Here is a 14,855-nt window from a genome sequence, read left to right as displayed (position 1 = left end):
CGCCCCTCTTCCGGTGCGCGCCCGGCGCGGGCCCCTCGTCGGGCGCGCGCCCGGCGCCGCGGCCGACCCACCGTCCGCAGCGCCGGAACCCCTCGCGCACCCCGTAGGTGCCGGACCCTTGCGCACCCCGTGGCGGTCAGGCGTGCTGCACCGCCTCGTCCTTGAGGGCGGAGCGGATCTGTGCGCGCAGCTCGGGGCCGTCCGTGTGGCCGTGGACGGACACGGCGTGCTCGGTGGCAGCGCGGACCACTTCCTCCTCCTCACCGGCGATCACGAGGGTGCAGTGCATCTCGCTGGGGTGATCCCGGCAGTCGACCATCTTCCGCATGGCGCACCTCCTCCCCTCCAGTGTCGGCCCGGAATATCGGGAATGTCAGCACACCCGCCGGGCGCCCGCATACGGGGAATCCCGTATGGCGCGGAGCCCGTTCCGCCTGCTGGAGTGAAGTGGAGCGGTCCGGCCAACCGCGTTCACGCCGTCGGCCGCCATGCGCGGCCGACGCCCCCGGCCGGTCTTCCCCCGGCCGGCCGGGCGGCAACCCCACGGAGGTTCCCTGCGTACGGTCCCTGCGTACGGTCCGTGCCCACGGCGGTGATGGCGCCCCGCCGGTGGGCCGAACGGCACCTTGACGCGGCCCCGCGCCGCCGCCCACGCTGGATGCATGAGCACGGCCGCGGAGGCCGGTCTGCGACGCATCTTTGACGTCGTGGACCTCCTGATCGATGCCGTCGACGAGGAGAGCCTTGTTCCGGCCCTGCTCCCACTGCTGCTCGACGCCGTACCGGGCGACAGCATTGTCTGGGCACCCAGCCCCGACCCCACGCACCGCACCCCCACCACCCTCCCCGCGGATCTGGTGACCCTGGACAGCCAGGCCGCCTTCGACCGCCATGCACCGGCCGACCCGCTGGTCGCCCACACCTGGACCGCCACCGGAACCCCGCTGCGCCGCTCGACCCTCCAGAGCGACCGCGCCTACCACGCGCTGGCCGCTTACCACGACGTCTACCGGCCCCTCGGCGCCGAGCGGCAGCTCGCGATGTCCTTTTCCGGCGGCTACGTGGACGGCACACCCCGCAGCATCTGTCTGGTGATCAACCGCAGCGGCCCCGACTTCACCGACGACGACGTCCTGACCGCCGCCCTGCTGCGCACCCGCCTCGCCCATGTCCTGCGCCGCCTGGCCCCGCCGCCTGCTCTGCGCTGCGAGGTCACCCGCCGCGAGTCCGCCGTCCTCGCCCTGCTCGCGCACGGCCTGACCAATCAGCAGATCGCCCACCGGCTGGCCATCAGCCCCCGCACCGTCGACAAACACCTGGAGCACGCCTACGCGAAGCTGCGCGTCGGCGGCCGGGTGGAGGCCGCGAACGCCTGGCTGACCAGGGGCGATGCGGTGCGGCCGACATCGTGGACGGGGATGGTGGCCGGGCACCGATGAGCGCGGGCCGGGCCGGGGTCCACCTCGTGACCGGCCGTACCGGGGCCGGGTTCACGCCTCCAGTGCCAGGCTCCAGTTGCCCGCGCGCCCCCGCAGGGTCGTCACCGACAGGGGCTGGACGTCGAGCCGCCAGTACGTGTGCGGGGGCGCCTGGAGCGCATAGGTCAGGGCGGCGCGTACGACATTGGGCTCGGCGACGGCCACCAGACCGGCGCCGTCCCCCGGGGGCCGGGTGTCGAGCCAGGTGCCGATGCGGGTGATGAAGGACAGCAGCGACTCGCCGCCGTGCGGGGCGGAGCGGGGATCGGCGAGCCAGGCGTCGACGGCGCGCGGTTCGGCCGCGGTGACCTCGGCCAGGGTCCGGCCGCGCCAGCGGCCCATATCGCAGTCGCGCAGGGCCGGTTGGGCGAGCGGGGTGAGGCCGAGGACCTCACCGGTCTCCCGGCAGCGCGCCGACGGCGAGCAGTAGCGCAGCTCCGCGGCGGCGAGCCGGCACAGGACGGGCGCGGCGCGCTCGGCCTTCTGCCACCCGGCGGCGTCGAGCGGGCGGTCGTCCTCGAACCGGGTCTCCAGCAGCATGGAGCTGCGGGCGGCGGCGAGCAGTTTGAGGCGAACGTGCATTCGCCGATGGTAGGGGTACCGCCGATCCGGTCGGCCGTTTTGATCAGATACCGAGGGGTCCCGGGTCCATCAGCCCCATCGTCATCCACTGCTCCGGCGCGGCCAGCGGCCGGAAGCCGATCTTCTCGTACACCCCGTGCGCGTCCTTGGTGGCGAGCGTGATCCTGGGCAGCCCGCAGGACGCCAGGTGGTCGGCTATGACCTCCACCAGGGCGGTGCCCAGTCCCTTGCCGCGGTCGTCGCGGGCGACGTAGACATCGCAGAGCCAGGCAAAGGTGGCGTGATCGGTCACTACCCGGGCATACGCCGCTTGTCGCCCCGAACCGGTCTCGTACAGACCGAAGTTGAGCGACCCGGCGACGGCCCGCTCGTACTGCGCGCGGGGCAGGCCCATGGACCAGTAGGCGTCGGTGGACAGCCAGCGGTGGACCAGGCCGGCGTCCAGTCGGGCCGGGTCGGTGGAGATCTCGTAGCCGTCGGGTGCTTCGAGCGGAGGAGCGGTCATGCCGGGAGGTTGGCAGACGGGCGGGGGCGGCGTCGAACCGGCGGGCGGGGCGCGGGACCGGCGGCCCCGGCAGGCGTCGAACCGGTGGCTCCGCACGCAGCGAACCGGCGGCCCCGCTTCGCGTCGGACCGGCGGCCCCGCCTGGCTCACCCCACCGCGATGCCCAGCTCGTCGCAGGCCCGGCGCAGCCGCCGCGCCCCTTCGGTGAGTTCGGCGGCGCCGGACGCGGACGCGAAGCTCAGCCGGAGGTGCGGGGCGGGCGGTTCGGCGGCGAAGTAGGGGCGGCCGCCGGCGACGGCGACGCCGGCGCGCAGGGCCGCTCCGGTCAGCGCGGCCTCGTCGGTGCCGTCCGGGAGGCGCACCCACAGGTGGTAGCCGCCGGGCGGGACGAACAGGGCGCTGCCGGCGAGGGCGGGCAGATGGCGGTGCAGGGCGGCGAGCAGGGTGTCCCGGCGGACCGCCAGTTCGCCGGCGATCATCCGCAGATGACGGGCCCAGGCGGGCGAGCCGACCAGTTCGACGGCGGCCTCCTGGAGCGGTCCGGGGACGAAGAAGCTGTCGACGACCTGGATGGCGCGCAGCCGGTCGAGGACCGGGCCGCGGGCCGCCAGGGCGCCCACCCGCAGGCTGGGCGAGGTGGCCTTGGTCAGCGAGCAGACATGGACGACGGTGCCGTCGTGGTCGTCCGCCATCAGGGTCGGCGGAAGGGCGGGCGCGCCGTCGTGGACCAGGCGCCGGGCGAAGTCGTCCTCCACCACGAACGCCCCGGCCGCGCGGGCCACCCGCAGCACCTCGCGCCGCCGCTCGGCCGCCAGCACCGTGCCCGTCGGGTTCTGGAACAGCGGCTGGCACACGAACAGCCGCGCCCCGCTGGCCCGGAAGGCGTCGGCGAGGAGGTCGGTGCGCACGCCGTCCGCATCGACCGGTACGGGGACCGGGCGCAGGCCGGAGGCGCGGGCGGCGGCCAGCATGCCGGGGTAGGTCGGGGATTCGACCAGGACCGGTGCGCCGGGCGCGGCGACCGCGCGCAGGGCGCAGGTCAGCGCGCTCTGGCCGCCGGCGGTGACCAGGACGTCGCTGGTGGCGAGCGCGCCGCCGGGGCCGCCGATCTCCCGGGCGAACCAGGCGCGTAGCTCGGTGACGCCCTCGACCGGCGGGCGGTTCCAGGCGCCGGGCCGCCGTCCGGCGCGGGCGAGCGCTCCGGCGAGGGCGCGTTCGGGCTGGAGGTCGGGGTGGAGATAGCCGCTGTGGAGTTCGATGACGCCGGGGGCGGGGGCGGCGAGGGTGGCCAGCACGCCGGTGGCGTCGACGCTGCGGGGCACCTGGTCGCCGCCCGGTTCGGCGCTCAGGGCGATCTCCTGCCAGGAGGTGTCGGCGGGGCGCGGGGCCTCGGGGCGCGGTGTGGCGCGAAAGGCGCCGGCGCCGGGCCGGGTGACGACCAGGCCCTCGGCGACGAGCTCGGCCAGCGCCCGGGAGACGGTCACCGGGCTCACGCGGTGCCGCTCGATCAGGGCGCGGCTCGACGGGAGCTTCTCTCCGGGTGAGTAGCGGTTCAGCTCATCACGGAGGCTCGCGGCCAGCTCAGCAACACTGCTACGCTCATGCATGAGACATAACGATAGCGCTATCACCCAGGAACGGATAGCGGAACGGATAGCGGTCGAGGGCACCGGCACCGCACCGGCCACCGCCTCCACCACCCCCGCAGCGGCCGCCGCCGACGTCCCCCCGGCGCGCCCGGCCGCCCCGGCCCGCGGCGCCCTGCTCGCCGCGCTCGGCGTCGCCGCCTTCTCCCTCACCTTCCCCGGCACGGCCTGGGCCCTGGAGGGCATGGGCCCGTGGACGGTGGTGATGCTGCGCAGCGTGCTCGCGGCCGTCCTCGCCGGCGGCTGTCTGCTCGTCCTGCGGGTGCGGGTGCCCGAGCGGCGCCACTGGGCGGGCATCGCCGTCGTGGCGGGCGGTGTGGTCCTCGGCTTCCCGCTGCTGACGACGCTGGCCCTTCAGACCTCCACCACCTCGCATGCGGCCGTGGTGGTCGGCCTGCTGCCGCTGACCACCGCCGCCTTCTCCGCCGTACGGACCGGGGCGCGGCCCTCGCGCACCTTCTGGATCGCCTCGCTGGCCGGCGCCGTCGTCGTCATCGGCTTCGCGGTGCAGCAGAGCGGCGGGGCGCCCGGCACCGGCGATCTGCTCCTGTTCGCGGCGCTGCTGGTGTGCGCGGCCGGATACACCGAGGGCGCCCGGCTGGCCCGCCGTATGCCGGGCTGGCAGGTGATCGGCTGGGCGCTGGTGCTGGCCCTGCCGCTGACGTCGGTGGGGGCGGCGGTGGCGCTGGCGGGCGAACCGCTGCGGCTGACCGTGCACGCGGTGTGCGGTCTGCTGTGGCTGGCGTTCGGCTCACAGTTCCTGGGGCTGGTGGTCTGGTACCGCGGTATGGCGGCCATCGGCGTGTCCAAGGCCAGCCAGCTCCAGCTCGCCCAGCCGCTGCTGACCCTGGTGTGGTCGGTGCTGCTGCTGGGCGAGCACCTGCCGCCGGGGGCGCCCGTCGCGGCGGTGGCGGTGCTGGTGTGCATCGCGGTCACCCAGCGGACCCGCGGCTGACGCAGCGCATCCGGCAGCCGCTGCCGGATGCGCGAGCGGCCCGCGGACGTAAACTTGCCGCGATGGCACGTAGCGCCGTCCGGACCGTCACCCGGCCCGTCAAGCAGGCAAACCCTTGGTCGCGCAACCGTCCGGCCGGAGTGCACCGTCGGCCGCCCCCGGTCCGCGGCCGCCCGAAGCGGGAGGACCTCTGATGCACGCAAGCAGGGGCGACCGGCTGGTCGTGCACGGCAGAATCGTCGGGCAGCACGATCACGCCGTGGAAATCGTCGAGGTACTGGGCACGAACGGCGAACCGCCCTACCGCGTCCGCGCCGAGGACGGGCATGAATCGATCATGTCCCCCGGCCCCGACTGCGTCGTCCAGCACGACAAGGCCACCGACATCACCGGCCGCTGACGCGCTCCGACGACACCGGGGCCCGTCACCGGCCACCGGCCACTACGGCCGCACCGCGCCGCCGTAGTGGTCCCGTACGACCCGGGCCAGCGCGCCGGCCCGGTCGTGCACCACATCCCGCGCCGAGAAGAAGACATGCCCGCCGACCTGCCGGTAGCGGCGCGCGAGTGTCAGGTGCCGGGAGAGCTCGGCCGGATCCTGCCAGGCCGTTTGCTGCGCCGGATCGCCCGCCCGGTAGAGGGCCTCGCCGATGTAGAGGTCCACGCCGGTGCCGGTGACGGTCTGCGCCCACCAGGGCACGAGCTTGGCGTAGTCGGCCGCCGGGAAGCCGATGTTCCAGTACGTCTGCGGCACGATGTAGTCGATCCACCCCTCGCGCACCCAGCGGCGGGTGTCGGCGTACAGGGAGTCGTACGCCTGGAGCCCGTGGGTGTCCGAGCCCGAGGAATCGGTGGATTTGTTGCGCCAGATCGCCGACGGGCTGACGCCGAACCGCACCGGCCGTCCCACCCCGGCGACCCTCTCCTTCATCTCCCGCACCATCCGGTCGACGTTGTCCCGCCGCCAGCTCGCCCGGTCCGCGAAGCCCGCGCCGTGCTTCTTGAAGGCCGCATCGTCGCAGAAGCGCTGCTTGGCCACGGGATACGGATAGAAGTAGTCGTCGAAGTGCACCCCGTCGACGGGGTAGCCGCGCACCGCGTCCAGCATCGCCTCCTGCACGAAACCGCGGACTTCGGGCAGGCCGGGGTCGTAGTAGAGCCGGCCGCCGTAGGGGATCACCCAGTCCGGATGCCGGCGGGCGGGATGGCCGGGCGCCAGCCGGGCGGCCTCGGCGTGGTTGGAGATCCGGTACGGGTTGAACCAGGCGTGCAGCTCCAGATCGCGCCGGTGCGCCTCACTCACCGCGAAGCCCAGCGGGTCCCAGCCCGGGTTCTTGCCCTGTTCGCCCGTCAGGGACTGCGCCCATGGCTCGTACCGCGAGGGCCACAGGGCGTCGGCGGCGGACCGTACCTGGAAGAACACCGTGTTCAGCCGGCGTTCGACGGCCGCGTCGAAGAGGTCGAGCAGCTGGCGCCGCTGCTGGGCGGGGGAAAGGCCCGGCCGGGTGGGCCAGTCGAGATTGGCGACGGTGGCCAGCCACATGCCGCGCACCCCGGTCCGCCGCGCCCGGGCCGGCGGACCCGCCGCCTGTGCCGCGAGGATCCCGCCGCCCGGGGCGAGCAGGGACGACGCCGCGCCGAGCACGCCCGCCGCGAATCCCCGCCGGGTGATCCGTTGTGTGATCCGTCTCATGATCCCTCTCATGAAAAGACACGGGATTGCTCCCTTTGTCCCGTCCTGAGGGCTCAGGATGCCCGCCCCGGCGCCGGTGGCACGCCGCCGCGCGGAGTAACGTCGGGGCCGAAGCGGGCGTCGGACCCTTACGGCGTACCGCAGGGTCCCGAAGATCAGCGAAAGGCACGAGGTGAGCGACACTTTCACCGACATCGCACGCGTCGGCGTGGTCGGCTGCGGCCAGATGGGCGCCGGCATCGCCGAGGTGTGCGCCCGCGCCGGGCTGGATGTGATGGTCGCCGAGACCACCGGCGAAGCCCTGGAACTGGGCCGCACCCGCCTGACCAACTCGCTCGAGAAGGCCGCCGAACGCGGCAAGATCACGCCCGCGGAACGCGATGCCACGCTCGGCCGGCTGAATTTCACCACCGACCTCGGCGAGTTCGCCGACCGCGATCTGGTCATCGAGGCCGTGGTGGAGAACGAGCAGGTCAAAACGGAGATCTTCCAGGTCCTCGACCAGGTCGTCACCCGCCAGGACGCCATCCTGGCGTCCAACACCTCCTCCATCCCCCTGGTGAAGCTGGCGGTCGCCACCTCCCGCCCCGACCAGGTCATCGGCATCCACTTCTTCAACCCCGCCCCGGTGCAGAAGCTGGTGGAGCTGATCCCCGCCCTGACCACCGGCGACGAGACCATCAAGCGCGCCGAAGCCCTGGTCCACGACGTCCTGGGCAAACGCGCCATCCGCGCCCAGGACCGCTCCGGCTTCGTCGTCAACGCCCTGCTGATCCCGTATCTCCTCTCCGCAATCCGGATGTTCGAGTCGGGCATCGCCAGCCGCGAGGACATCGACAACGGCATGGAACTGGGCTGCGCCCACCCGATGGGCCCGCTCAAACTCTCGGACCTGATCGGCCTGGACACCGTGGCCTCGGTCGCCGCCTCCATGTACGAGGAGTACAAGGAGCCCCTGTACGCCGCTCCCCCGCTGCTCGCGCGGATGGTGGACGCGGGGCGGCTCGGCCGCAAGTCGGGGTCGGGGTTCTACCCCTACTAGGGGGTGCGGCGGACCTGCCAAGTGGCGCTGCTTCAGGGGGAGTTCACCCCGGAGCAGCGCCAACAGCGATGCCGCGCTCGGACGGCTCACGCCGCCCCGTCGCCCCCAGCCACGCAGCCGGCCGAGCCAGTGTGGCCTGATACAGCCTGGCGAGCGCGATCAGCTGGCAGGAAACAGCCCTGACCTGGAGCTTTGCTTCTTTCACGGCTGTCGGGACCTTTCTCGCTTACTCAATGGAAAGTCCCTGGAATGTCCCTGAGACAGAACTGCAAGTCCCTGAAAAATCCCTGGGAGTCCCTGATTGAGGATGGCTCTCGCCCCTACGGGACAGCAGGCGTCCACCCTCTGCCGACTGACGCGGTCCAGTCCAGTCACACCTTCCACCTACTATCGGGGGCCGCCTCTAGGGGCTGTCTCCTTGAAGGCAGAAGCCCTAGCTCGGGCCGAGGGCTCTTGCGTTCTCCTGCGAAAGTGGTGCGGCAGCGTGACCCGCGCGAAGGGGGGCATTTGATGCGTTTCTGCTCGGCGAGCAGGGTGTGGTGCAGCTTCTCGAAGACGCTGACCTCGTGCCACCGGCCCAGTCGGCGCCAGCAGGTCTGTCCGGAGCCGAACCCCAGCTCCAGCGGCAGCAGTTGCCAGCTGACGTCGTTGTAGAGCACGCACAGGATGCCCTGCAGGCACAACCGGTCATCCACTGGCTTCGGACGGGATGCCTTCTGTGGCCAGGGCGGCAGCATCGGCTCGATCAGCGCCCAGAGGTCATCGTCCACAATCCACGGTCGAACACTCACACTCTCCCAAACGGCTGAATCGTCACACCAGTCACTTGCGTCCCGCTGCGAGAGCGGCAGGCGCATCTACGACGGCCAGGGCGATTCATCGGTGGCCAGGTCGGCCTCGCCGCAGTCGGTGGCCGACTTGGACGGACGGCTGCGGGATGACCGCACGGATGCCCCGGCGCCTCAGGTGGCTGCGGATGGCACGTGAGGAATACGCGCAGTCGGCCAGAAACCGAGCGTCCCGGACTGGTTCGTCCGGGCGGTCAGCTGCCGCACGCCGAGCCGCCCCGCCCCGAGCGGGCTACGGGCGCCGGGATGATCTCGGCCCCGGCCCAGCCGGGATACACCATTCCTGAGAATGCACAGAGTGATGATGCGCACACGTTCGCCACCCAATGTCACGATTTGCAGATAAAGCGTATGTGTACGCATTGTTGGCATCCACGGCCAGCAGCGAGGATCGCTTCTATGAACCAGATACTTTCCCCCGCAGCCGCTCCTGTCACGGTCGCGAAGTGGACCCACGCGACGGTGGGGGCGCTGGGCGGAGGGCTCGCTCTCGGAATTCTCACCAATCTCGCCCAGGGCTTCCTGCCCAGCCCCTGGGATCAGATCCCCAATTCCGGCGCCGTCTGGTCCGTCGTTGCGTTCGTCGCCGGCGCCTTGCTGGCCGGGCGGGCGTCCCTGCGCGTGGTGGCTGTGGCCGGCCTGTGCGCCGAGGTCGGCCTGGTCGTCGGGTACTACGGCTACGCGGAATTCGGGCGGGACGGCATGGGGGGCCTCACGTTCCCGCTCTTCTGGCTGGCCATGGCCTTGATCGCTGGACCTCTTTTCGGTGTCGCGGGCGCCTGGTGGCGGCGAGGCCGCACCGCGCGGCACCGTGTGACCGGGTTGGCCGCGCTCGCGGGCGTTTTCGGCATGGAGGGCATCCACTATGCGTGGACCTTGCATTACGCCGCCCAGGCATGGGCCTGCCTGGCGGTCTTCCTCCTGGTGCCGCTGGTGATGGCTCGCGGCCACAAGGAGCGGGCGCTGACCTTGGTGGCCGCTGCCGCCTTCTCGCTCCTCGCCTACACGGCCGTTGAGCTTCCCTTCCAGAACTTCTCCGCGTGAAGGCCCCACCGCCGGGGCCAGCACGGCAACTCCTTTCCGCCTGGAAAGATGCTGACCAGGAGCGCGCGCCGTCCCAGTGCCGCCGCCGACGAGTTCGATGCTGTCCGGTACGTATTCGCCCCGCCGCCTCACCGGCACGCCCCGATAACACCCGATGAAATCCGCATTCCGGAATGAAACAACGGGAGAAAACGACCTCTTCAGCGCCGATCGGCTGCAGGGTTCGGTTCCTCCTTCTCAGCGCAGTTGCTCGGCCAGTCCGACGATGATGCCCTCCGGGCCGCGGAGGTAGCAGAGCAGATAGCTGTCCTCGAACCGGGCGATCTCGCCGACGAGTTCGGCGCCGTGAGGGCGCAGACGGGCAACGGTGTCCTCGATGTCGTCGACGGCGAACATGACGCGGTGCGTGCCCAGAATGTTGTGCGGCCGGTTGCGCGGCCCGGCGCTGATCACCGCGGGGCTGCGGTACTTCGCCAGCTCGAGCCGGCTGTGACCGTCCGGGGTCCGGACCATCGCGATGTCACAGCGGACGCCGTCGAGTCCGGTGCACTGGTCGGCGAAGAGGCCCTCGACCTCCACCCTGCCCTCCAGCTCCATACCGAGTTCCACGAAGAACGCGATGGCGGCATCCATGTCCTCGACGACGATGCCGACGTTGTCCATCCGCTGAATCGCCATGCTGGCTTCTCCTTCTTCCTCGTGCGGCCGGCGGTGGCCGCTGATGTCCCCGGGACGGAGCCGGTGGCACGTTCTCGACATCCGCAGACCGCCGAACTCCGATAAATCTGGATCGCGCCTCAGCATCGCTACAGCAGACCCGCGGGCCAGGCGCCACCGCTGGGGGCTTCTTCCCGCCGCCCGTCGTTCGACGTGGGGCGCAAACACCGCTCCGTTAGAGGTCGCGCAGATAGGCGTGTGATCAGGGGCGGCGGTTCGGAGGTCCGTCCCAGTGGTGGGTCGTCCACGCCCTGCGGAGCAGGCTACGGACGGTGATGATCGTATCGGCGAGGTCGAAGAAGGCGTCAATGACGGCGGCGCGGCGCTCGTAGCATCGGGCGAGCCGGTGGAAGGCGTTCTGCCAGGCGTGGGTGCGCTCGATGTGCCACCGCTGGCTCGCCTGGATCGGCGCCTTCTCACCCCGACACCCGTGCGCTCGCACTGCCCCGTATCAGAATGCGGGATGCGGAAGCTTCGCCACCCAAACGGATACCAATCACTCGATTTCATTAATCGCCGCACAAAGGAGTGTCAGCTCCGGTGTCCGGTGTCACATTGCACGTCATGAGCGCATCGGCTGAACCGGTCTTCTGCACGATCATTCCCCCGCACATCTTCGACAGGCTCGCGGAGTCTGAGGATCCCCTGCACCACGAGCCCGCGCGCCGCGCCCTCGAGCACGATGGCCTCCTTCGCACCCGGCGTCGGGTCGCCGCCGCCCGCGGTCTGCCCCCGACCACCCCCGCCGCCGCCTCGGACAACCCGAACCGCACCATCTACGACGCCCATCACGTGACGACCCTGCCCGGCAGCGAGGTCCACACCGAGGGCGCCACCCCCTGCAAGGATCCCGCGGTCAACCGTGCCTACACCGCGCTCGGCGCCACCTTCGACTTCTACCTCAAGGTCTACAAACGCTGCTCCATCGACGGCACGGGCATGCCGCTGAACGCCTCCGTGCACTACGGCGACAAGTACGACAACGCCTTCTGGGACGGCGATCAGATGGTCATCGGCGACGGGGACGGCACCATGTTCCTCGACTTCACCAACTGCATCGACGTCATCGGCCACGAACTGACCCACGGCGTGACCCAGTACACCGCGAACCTCGAGTACTACGGTCAGTCCGGCGCCCTCAACGAGTCGGTCTCGGATGTCTTCGGTTCGCTGATCAAGCAGTACTCCCTCGGCCAGACCGCCGATCAGGCCGACTGGCTGATCGGCGCGGGCCTGCTGGGCCCCGGCCTCAGCGGCGCGGCCCTGCGCTCCCTGAAGGCCCCCGGAACCGCCTACGACAACCCCCAGATGGGCAAGGACCCCCAGCCCGCCACCATGGACGACTACGTCAAAACACCGCGCGACAACGGCGGTGTCCACATCAACTCCGGCATCCCAAACCACGCCTTCTACCTCCTCGCCACCGCCCTGGGCGGCCACGCGTGGGAACGCGCGGGCAAGATCTGGTACACGACACTGGCCGACGGCAGCCTGGCCCCCGACGCCGACTTCGCCGCGTTCGCCCGGCTGACCGCGGCCACGGCCACGAACCTGTTCGGCGACGGCGACGAGACCAAGGCGGTGCTCAAAGCCTGGTCCCAGGTGGGGGTCCCGGCCTCGTAACCCGGCCCGTACCGGGCAACAATGGCGGCATGCGGATCGTCATCACCCGTACCGGCGGGTTCGCCGGCATCGAGCGTCGGGCCCAACTGGACACCTCCGGCCGACCCGACGCCACGCATCTCCAGACCCTGGCCCGCCGCGCCCTCGCCCCGGGCCACGACTCCCCCGCCCGCGGTGTCCCCGACGGCTTCCAGTACGAAATCACAGTCGACAACCGCAAGGTCCACCTCGCGGACCCGCACCTCACCGAGGACCAGCACGAGCTGATCCGCACGGTGCTCCGCGAAGGCGCGTGACCCTCTTCCGGGGCAGGCGGAGCCGTCCATCATCAGCGCCGCACCACGCGCCTGACCAGCCAGCTCTCCGAGGTGGTCAAGGTTGGAGGTCGCACGCTAGGCGTGTGGGGAGCCCCTCCGGGACAGCACAGGAAACGGCCGGGCGAATCGCCCGCCGACTGACCGCCGCCGAGCCGGCCTGAGCGGTTCGCGCATCAGCGGCGGTGCCGCAACACAGCATCTGGGCGGCACACCGGACACGGCACCGTGACGTCCGGTCCGGCGAGTGCTGCGAGCGCCTCGCGGTCCGTCAGCATGCCGCCGGCCGACTGCGCCTGGGCGCAGTCGAGGCGGTGGAGGTAGGCATCTGCCCGGCTGTCCTGGGCCGGGGGCGGGGACAGACGCCACTGCTTGCGTTTCTCGGGCGGAGGCGGGTCGAGGCTGCTGTAGTCCTCCCCCGGTATCGGCTGCACCACGGGGTGGGGCGCGCAGATCGTGATCGTGCGGGAGGTGAGAGTCGGCCCGTGGCGGCGGTCCTCGGACCGGTCGGGAAGTTCGATCTGGAGGTCGTACCACCACGTGCCGGAGCGGTCCCGGCGCCGACGGGTGACCGGCGCTGTGAGGCGCTGGCCGTCGGGGAGGGTGACCTCCGCCCGTGGGGCCGAGGCGCCCTGCGGGTCCTCGCGTGCGTCGTCCATCACTGGGCCGAGGCGGTATCCGCTGCCTCGTCATCGTGGACGTGCTTGAGCGCGGAGCGTGCGGTGACCGGGTCATCGCACGTAGCCCAGAAGGGGTGGGGGAAGATGTGGTCGACGAGTTCCATCTGACGGGCTCGCAGCGCATCTACCTGCGCTTTCTGCTCTTCTGTCCATCCCGGGGAATCGGGCCGCGAAGATTCGTAGGAGCGGCCGCCCTCCTTGGTGTGCGTCCAGCCGGGCAGGGGTTCGACCGACCACGGCAGCCGCTTGTAGAGGGCGGACAGCTCTGAGCGGACCTTGTGCAGCTCCCCCTGCGCGTCCAGCAAATCGCGCGGGAAGTCGAAAGCGTTGGGTGTCTTGGCCACACCCAAAGAATACGCGCACATGTTCGATTGCCTGGTCGTGGTGCTACCCGTGTCTGCTTGATTCACCCGGCCAGGCTGCGTGATGGTGCCGCCGGGGTAGGGGCCCCTTCGTGACCCGGTGAGCGGACGGACCTGGCACAGCACTGCCGGGTGCCTGGGCGAGGGGGCCGTCACACTCCCCGCCCAGGCACCTGGCTGCCCCTGTGTCCTGCGCTTGGGGGCTCAGTGCTTAAGGGCTTCCAGCAGGGCTGCGCGCTGCCTGGAGCCCAGTCCGCCGATGCGGCGATCAGCGGGGATCTCGGCCTCGTCCATAAGCTTGGCGGCCTTCACCGGGCCGATCCCTGGCAGCGCCTTGATAATCGCCGCGAGCTTGGTCTTTTTGACGAGGTCTTCCTTATCGGCCCTCTTCAGCACTTCGGCCATCGACACCCTGCCCTTACGGACCTGTTCGATCAGTTCCGTCCTGGCCTTGCGGACGGTGGCGGCCTTCGCCAGCGCAGCGCTGCGTTGTTCGGCGGTCATGGTGGGCAGAGTCATAGGATTCTCCCTGGTTGATGGCGGGTGAGGCGGGGTCAGGCAGAGGTGAGTCCGGCGGCCAGCTCTCCGATGTCGAACAGCACGCTGCCGACCGTCTGCCAGTCGTCCGTTTCTTCGACGAGGCCGTCCAGTTCCAGCACCGTCTCCAGGTGCCAGGCCAGGATGGCGAGTGTTTCCTCGTCCGCACCCAGGACCTCGATGAGGTCCGCCTCGGGCCGCAGGGCGTCGACGTCGCAGTCCAGGACCTTCGCCATGACGGCCATGGCTCGCTCGGTCAGGTCCTTGGCCTCCTGCTCTGCCAGTCGGTCGTCTGCGCCTTGGACCACCGCGTCGACAGGAGTGCCAAACACCTCCGGTACCGGCCCAGTGACCTGGTCGACCGCCTGACCGGGCCCGCCGAACGATCCGCCACCCATCCGCATCCTCCTCCGCGTGCAAACTGATCTTGACGACACGAATTTGATGCCCGCAGCCGGAACCAGCTAACGCGAGCAGGATCAGACCAGCCCGAATGGGTGGCCCCCGGCCTGTCGTTAATCGATCGAATGACGAGCATGGCCAACCTGGTCTACAAGCGGGTGTCGACCGACCAGCAGTCGACCGACCGTCAGAATTTCGTCCTCGCCGAGGCCGGGATCGAGGACCCGGTGACATTCGAGGAGGAGGCCGCACCTCCAGTCGCCTCCACCCGCTTCAGCAGCCGAAGTTCGGCGAGCTGCTCACGTACGCGCGGCCAAGCGACACCGTGCACATCTCCGAGCTGTTCCGCGTCGTACGCGACACCGGACACATCCTCGACGTACTCGACATCCTCCACCGCGACTAAAGCGTGTTGCAGAAGGCTGTG

At 70.8% G+C, this 14,855-nt stretch carries 19 protein-coding genes and 2 pseudogenes; 7 read left to right on the top strand and 14 right to left on the bottom strand.

Annotation, left to right across the window (positions count from 1 at the left end):
* Positions 1 to 136: 136 nt before the first annotated feature.
* Positions 137 to 328 carry a DUF1059 domain-containing protein gene (locus SNA_RS12525; protein ID WP_030071857.1) on the bottom strand — a complete coding sequence of 64 codons (192 nt, stop codon included), beginning with the start codon at positions 326 to 328 and terminating at the stop codon, positions 137 to 139.
* Between the two features lie 334 nt (positions 329 to 662).
* Between SNA_RS12525 and SNA_RS12520 the strand changes: the two genes are divergently transcribed.
* Positions 663 to 1,439, top strand: a complete 777-nt coding sequence (locus tag SNA_RS12520; RefSeq protein WP_044364969.1) for a helix-turn-helix transcriptional regulator — start codon at positions 663 to 665, stop codon at positions 1,437 to 1,439.
* A 51-nt stretch (positions 1,440 to 1,490) separates the two neighbouring features.
* Here the strand turns inward: SNA_RS12520 and SNA_RS12515 are convergent, their stop codons facing one another.
* From SNA_RS12515 to SNA_RS12505, 3 genes are all read right to left on the bottom strand, one after another.
* A complete protein-coding gene (locus SNA_RS12515; protein ID WP_030071853.1) occupies positions 1,491 to 2,060 on the bottom strand; it encodes a histidine phosphatase family protein in 570 nt (189 codons plus the stop codon).
* A gap of 43 nt (positions 2,061 to 2,103) precedes the next feature.
* Positions 2,104 to 2,565 carry a GNAT family N-acetyltransferase gene (locus SNA_RS12510; protein WP_030071851.1) on the bottom strand — a complete coding sequence of 154 codons (462 nt, stop codon included), beginning with the start codon at positions 2,563 to 2,565 and terminating at the stop codon, positions 2,104 to 2,106.
* Positions 2,566 to 2,711: 146 nt separating this feature from the next.
* Positions 2,712 to 4,172 carry an aminotransferase-like domain-containing protein gene (locus tag SNA_RS12505; protein WP_063894078.1) on the bottom strand — a complete coding sequence of 487 codons (1,461 nt, stop codon included), beginning with the start codon at positions 4,170 to 4,172 and terminating at the stop codon, positions 2,712 to 2,714.
* Here SNA_RS12505 and SNA_RS12500 point away from each other — a divergent pair.
* Positions 4,171 to 5,166, top strand: a complete 996-nt coding sequence (locus tag SNA_RS12500) for a DMT family transporter (RefSeq protein ID WP_044364964.1) — start codon at positions 4,171 to 4,173, stop codon at positions 5,164 to 5,166. The two genes, SNA_RS12505 and SNA_RS12500, sit on opposite strands and share 2 nt — an antisense overlap.
* Before the next feature lie 193 nt (positions 5,167 to 5,359).
* Positions 5,360 to 5,566 carry a DUF1918 domain-containing protein gene (locus tag SNA_RS12495; protein ID WP_030073928.1) on the top strand — a complete coding sequence of 69 codons (207 nt, stop codon included), beginning with the start codon at positions 5,360 to 5,362 and terminating at the stop codon, positions 5,564 to 5,566.
* 42 nt (positions 5,567 to 5,608) lie between these two features.
* On the opposite strand, the gene SNA_RS12490 is transcribed toward SNA_RS12495, so the two are convergent.
* Complete coding sequence (locus tag SNA_RS12490) at positions 5,609 to 6,859, bottom strand: glycoside hydrolase family 10-like protein (RefSeq protein WP_030073930.1); 1,251 nt, start codon at positions 6,857 to 6,859, stop codon at positions 5,609 to 5,611.
* A gap of 172 nt (positions 6,860 to 7,031) precedes the next feature.
* On the opposite strand from SNA_RS12490, the gene SNA_RS12485 reads away from it, so the two are divergent.
* Positions 7,032 to 7,901 carry a 3-hydroxybutyryl-CoA dehydrogenase gene (locus SNA_RS12485; RefSeq protein WP_078969870.1) on the top strand — a complete coding sequence of 290 codons (870 nt, stop codon included), beginning with the start codon at positions 7,032 to 7,034 and terminating at the stop codon, positions 7,899 to 7,901.
* A 371-nt stretch (positions 7,902 to 8,272) separates the two neighbouring features.
* Here the strand turns inward: SNA_RS12485 and SNA_RS41195 are convergent, their stop codons facing one another.
* Positions 8,273 to 8,671, bottom strand: a complete 399-nt coding sequence (locus SNA_RS41195; protein ID WP_157879896.1) for a transposase — start codon at positions 8,669 to 8,671, stop codon at positions 8,273 to 8,275.
* A gap of 109 nt (positions 8,672 to 8,780) precedes the next feature.
* A pseudogene (locus tag SNA_RS43165) lies at positions 8,781 to 8,915 on the bottom strand (IS5/IS1182 family transposase); the annotation flags it as partial.
* A 233-nt stretch (positions 8,916 to 9,148) separates the two neighbouring features.
* Here SNA_RS43165 and SNA_RS38260 point away from each other — a divergent pair.
* Positions 9,149 to 9,793 carry a DUF6518 family protein gene (locus SNA_RS38260; protein WP_030062793.1) on the top strand — a complete coding sequence of 215 codons (645 nt, stop codon included), beginning with the start codon at positions 9,149 to 9,151 and terminating at the stop codon, positions 9,791 to 9,793.
* 237 nt (positions 9,794 to 10,030) lie between these two features.
* On the opposite strand, the gene SNA_RS12475 is transcribed toward SNA_RS38260, so the two are convergent.
* On the bottom strand, positions 10,031 to 10,471 hold the full coding sequence (locus tag SNA_RS12475; RefSeq protein WP_030067649.1) for a VOC family protein: 441 nt from the start codon (positions 10,469 to 10,471) through the stop codon (positions 10,031 to 10,033).
* Between the two features lie 241 nt (positions 10,472 to 10,712).
* A pseudogene (locus tag SNA_RS12470) lies at positions 10,713 to 10,934 on the bottom strand (IS5/IS1182 family transposase); the annotation flags it as partial.
* A gap of 140 nt (positions 10,935 to 11,074) precedes the next feature.
* On the opposite strand from SNA_RS12470, the gene SNA_RS12465 reads away from it, so the two are divergent.
* Together SNA_RS12465 and SNA_RS12460 are read left to right on the top strand one after the other, a co-directional pair.
* Positions 11,075 to 12,133, top strand: a complete 1,059-nt coding sequence (locus SNA_RS12465; RefSeq protein ID WP_030073825.1) for a M4 family metallopeptidase — start codon at positions 11,075 to 11,077, stop codon at positions 12,131 to 12,133.
* A 29-nt stretch (positions 12,134 to 12,162) separates the two neighbouring features.
* A complete protein-coding gene (locus SNA_RS12460; RefSeq protein ID WP_030073822.1) occupies positions 12,163 to 12,429 on the top strand; it encodes a protealysin inhibitor emfourin in 267 nt (88 codons plus the stop codon).
* A gap of 194 nt (positions 12,430 to 12,623) precedes the next feature.
* Here the strand turns inward: SNA_RS12460 and SNA_RS12455 are convergent, their stop codons facing one another.
* From SNA_RS12455 to SNA_RS42215, 5 genes are all read right to left on the bottom strand, one after another.
* Positions 12,624 to 13,106: a DUF6233 domain-containing protein gene (locus SNA_RS12455; protein ID WP_044364961.1), complete on the bottom strand. Its 483-nt coding sequence runs from the start codon at positions 13,104 to 13,106 to the stop codon at positions 12,624 to 12,626.
* Positions 13,106 to 13,471 (bottom strand): hypothetical protein, encoded by a 366-nt coding sequence (locus SNA_RS12450; protein WP_030073819.1) that lies wholly within the window; start codon positions 13,469 to 13,471, stop codon positions 13,106 to 13,108. The genes SNA_RS12455 and SNA_RS12450 overlap by 1 nt, the downstream gene beginning before the upstream one ends.
* A gap of 222 nt (positions 13,472 to 13,693) precedes the next feature.
* Positions 13,694 to 14,008, bottom strand: coding sequence for an integration host factor, actinobacterial type (gene mihF, locus SNA_RS12445; protein WP_044364958.1), 315 nt, complete (start codon positions 14,006 to 14,008; stop codon positions 13,694 to 13,696).
* 35 nt (positions 14,009 to 14,043) lie between these two features.
* A complete protein-coding gene (locus SNA_RS12440) occupies positions 14,044 to 14,424 on the bottom strand; it encodes a hypothetical protein (protein ID WP_044364956.1) in 381 nt (126 codons plus the stop codon).
* Between the two features lie 191 nt (positions 14,425 to 14,615).
* A complete protein-coding gene (locus SNA_RS42215; RefSeq protein WP_157879895.1) occupies positions 14,616 to 14,825 on the bottom strand; it encodes a hypothetical protein in 210 nt (69 codons plus the stop codon).
* Positions 14,826 to 14,855 lie beyond the last annotated feature (30 nt).

It is taken from the genome of Streptomyces natalensis ATCC 27448 (genome assembly GCF_000935125.1).
Taxonomy (GTDB): Bacteria; Actinomycetota; Actinomycetes; order Streptomycetales; family Streptomycetaceae; genus Streptomyces; species Streptomyces natalensis.
Note: the sequence above shows the minus strand (reverse complement) of the source record. Positions and strands in the feature narration are given on the sequence as shown.

Coding starts and splice junctions, on each gene's coding strand:
- mihF (WP_044364958.1), bottom strand. CDS start 14,008: ATGACTCTGCCCACCATGACCGCCGAACAACGCAGCGCTGCGCTGGCG.
- SNA_RS38260 (WP_030062793.1), top strand. CDS start 9,149: ATGAACCAGATACTTTCCCCCGCAGCCGCTCCTGTCACGGTCGCGAAG.
- SNA_RS12515 (WP_030071853.1), bottom strand. CDS start 2,060: ATGCACGTTCGCCTCAAACTGCTCGCCGCCGCCCGCAGCTCCATGCTG.
- SNA_RS12475 (WP_030067649.1), bottom strand. CDS start 10,471: ATGGCGATTCAGCGGATGGACAACGTCGGCATCGTCGTCGAGGACATG.
- SNA_RS12495 (WP_030073928.1), top strand. CDS start 5,360: ATGCACGCAAGCAGGGGCGACCGGCTGGTCGTGCACGGCAGAATCGTC.
- SNA_RS12525 (WP_030071857.1), bottom strand. CDS start 328: ATGCGGAAGATGGTCGACTGCCGGGATCACCCCAGCGAGATGCACTGC.
- SNA_RS12465 (WP_030073825.1), top strand. CDS start 11,075: ATGAGCGCATCGGCTGAACCGGTCTTCTGCACGATCATTCCCCCGCAC.
- SNA_RS12505 (WP_063894078.1), bottom strand. CDS start 4,172: ATGCATGAGCGTAGCAGTGTTGCTGAGCTGGCCGCGAGCCTCCGTGAT.
- SNA_RS12455 (WP_044364961.1), bottom strand. CDS start 13,106: ATGGACGACGCACGCGAGGACCCGCAGGGCGCCTCGGCCCCACGGGCG.
- SNA_RS12510 (WP_030071851.1), bottom strand. CDS start 2,565: ATGACCGCTCCTCCGCTCGAAGCACCCGACGGCTACGAGATCTCCACC.
- SNA_RS12440 (WP_044364956.1), bottom strand. CDS start 14,424: ATGGGTGGCGGATCGTTCGGCGGGCCCGGTCAGGCGGTCGACCAGGTC.
- SNA_RS12500 (WP_044364964.1), top strand. CDS start 4,171: ATGAGACATAACGATAGCGCTATCACCCAGGAACGGATAGCGGAACGG.
- SNA_RS12520 (WP_044364969.1), top strand. CDS start 663: ATGAGCACGGCCGCGGAGGCCGGTCTGCGACGCATCTTTGACGTCGTG.
- SNA_RS12460 (WP_030073822.1), top strand. CDS start 12,163: ATGCGGATCGTCATCACCCGTACCGGCGGGTTCGCCGGCATCGAGCGT.
- SNA_RS12490 (WP_030073930.1), bottom strand. CDS start 6,859: ATGAGACGGATCACACAACGGATCACCCGGCGGGGATTCGCGGCGGGC.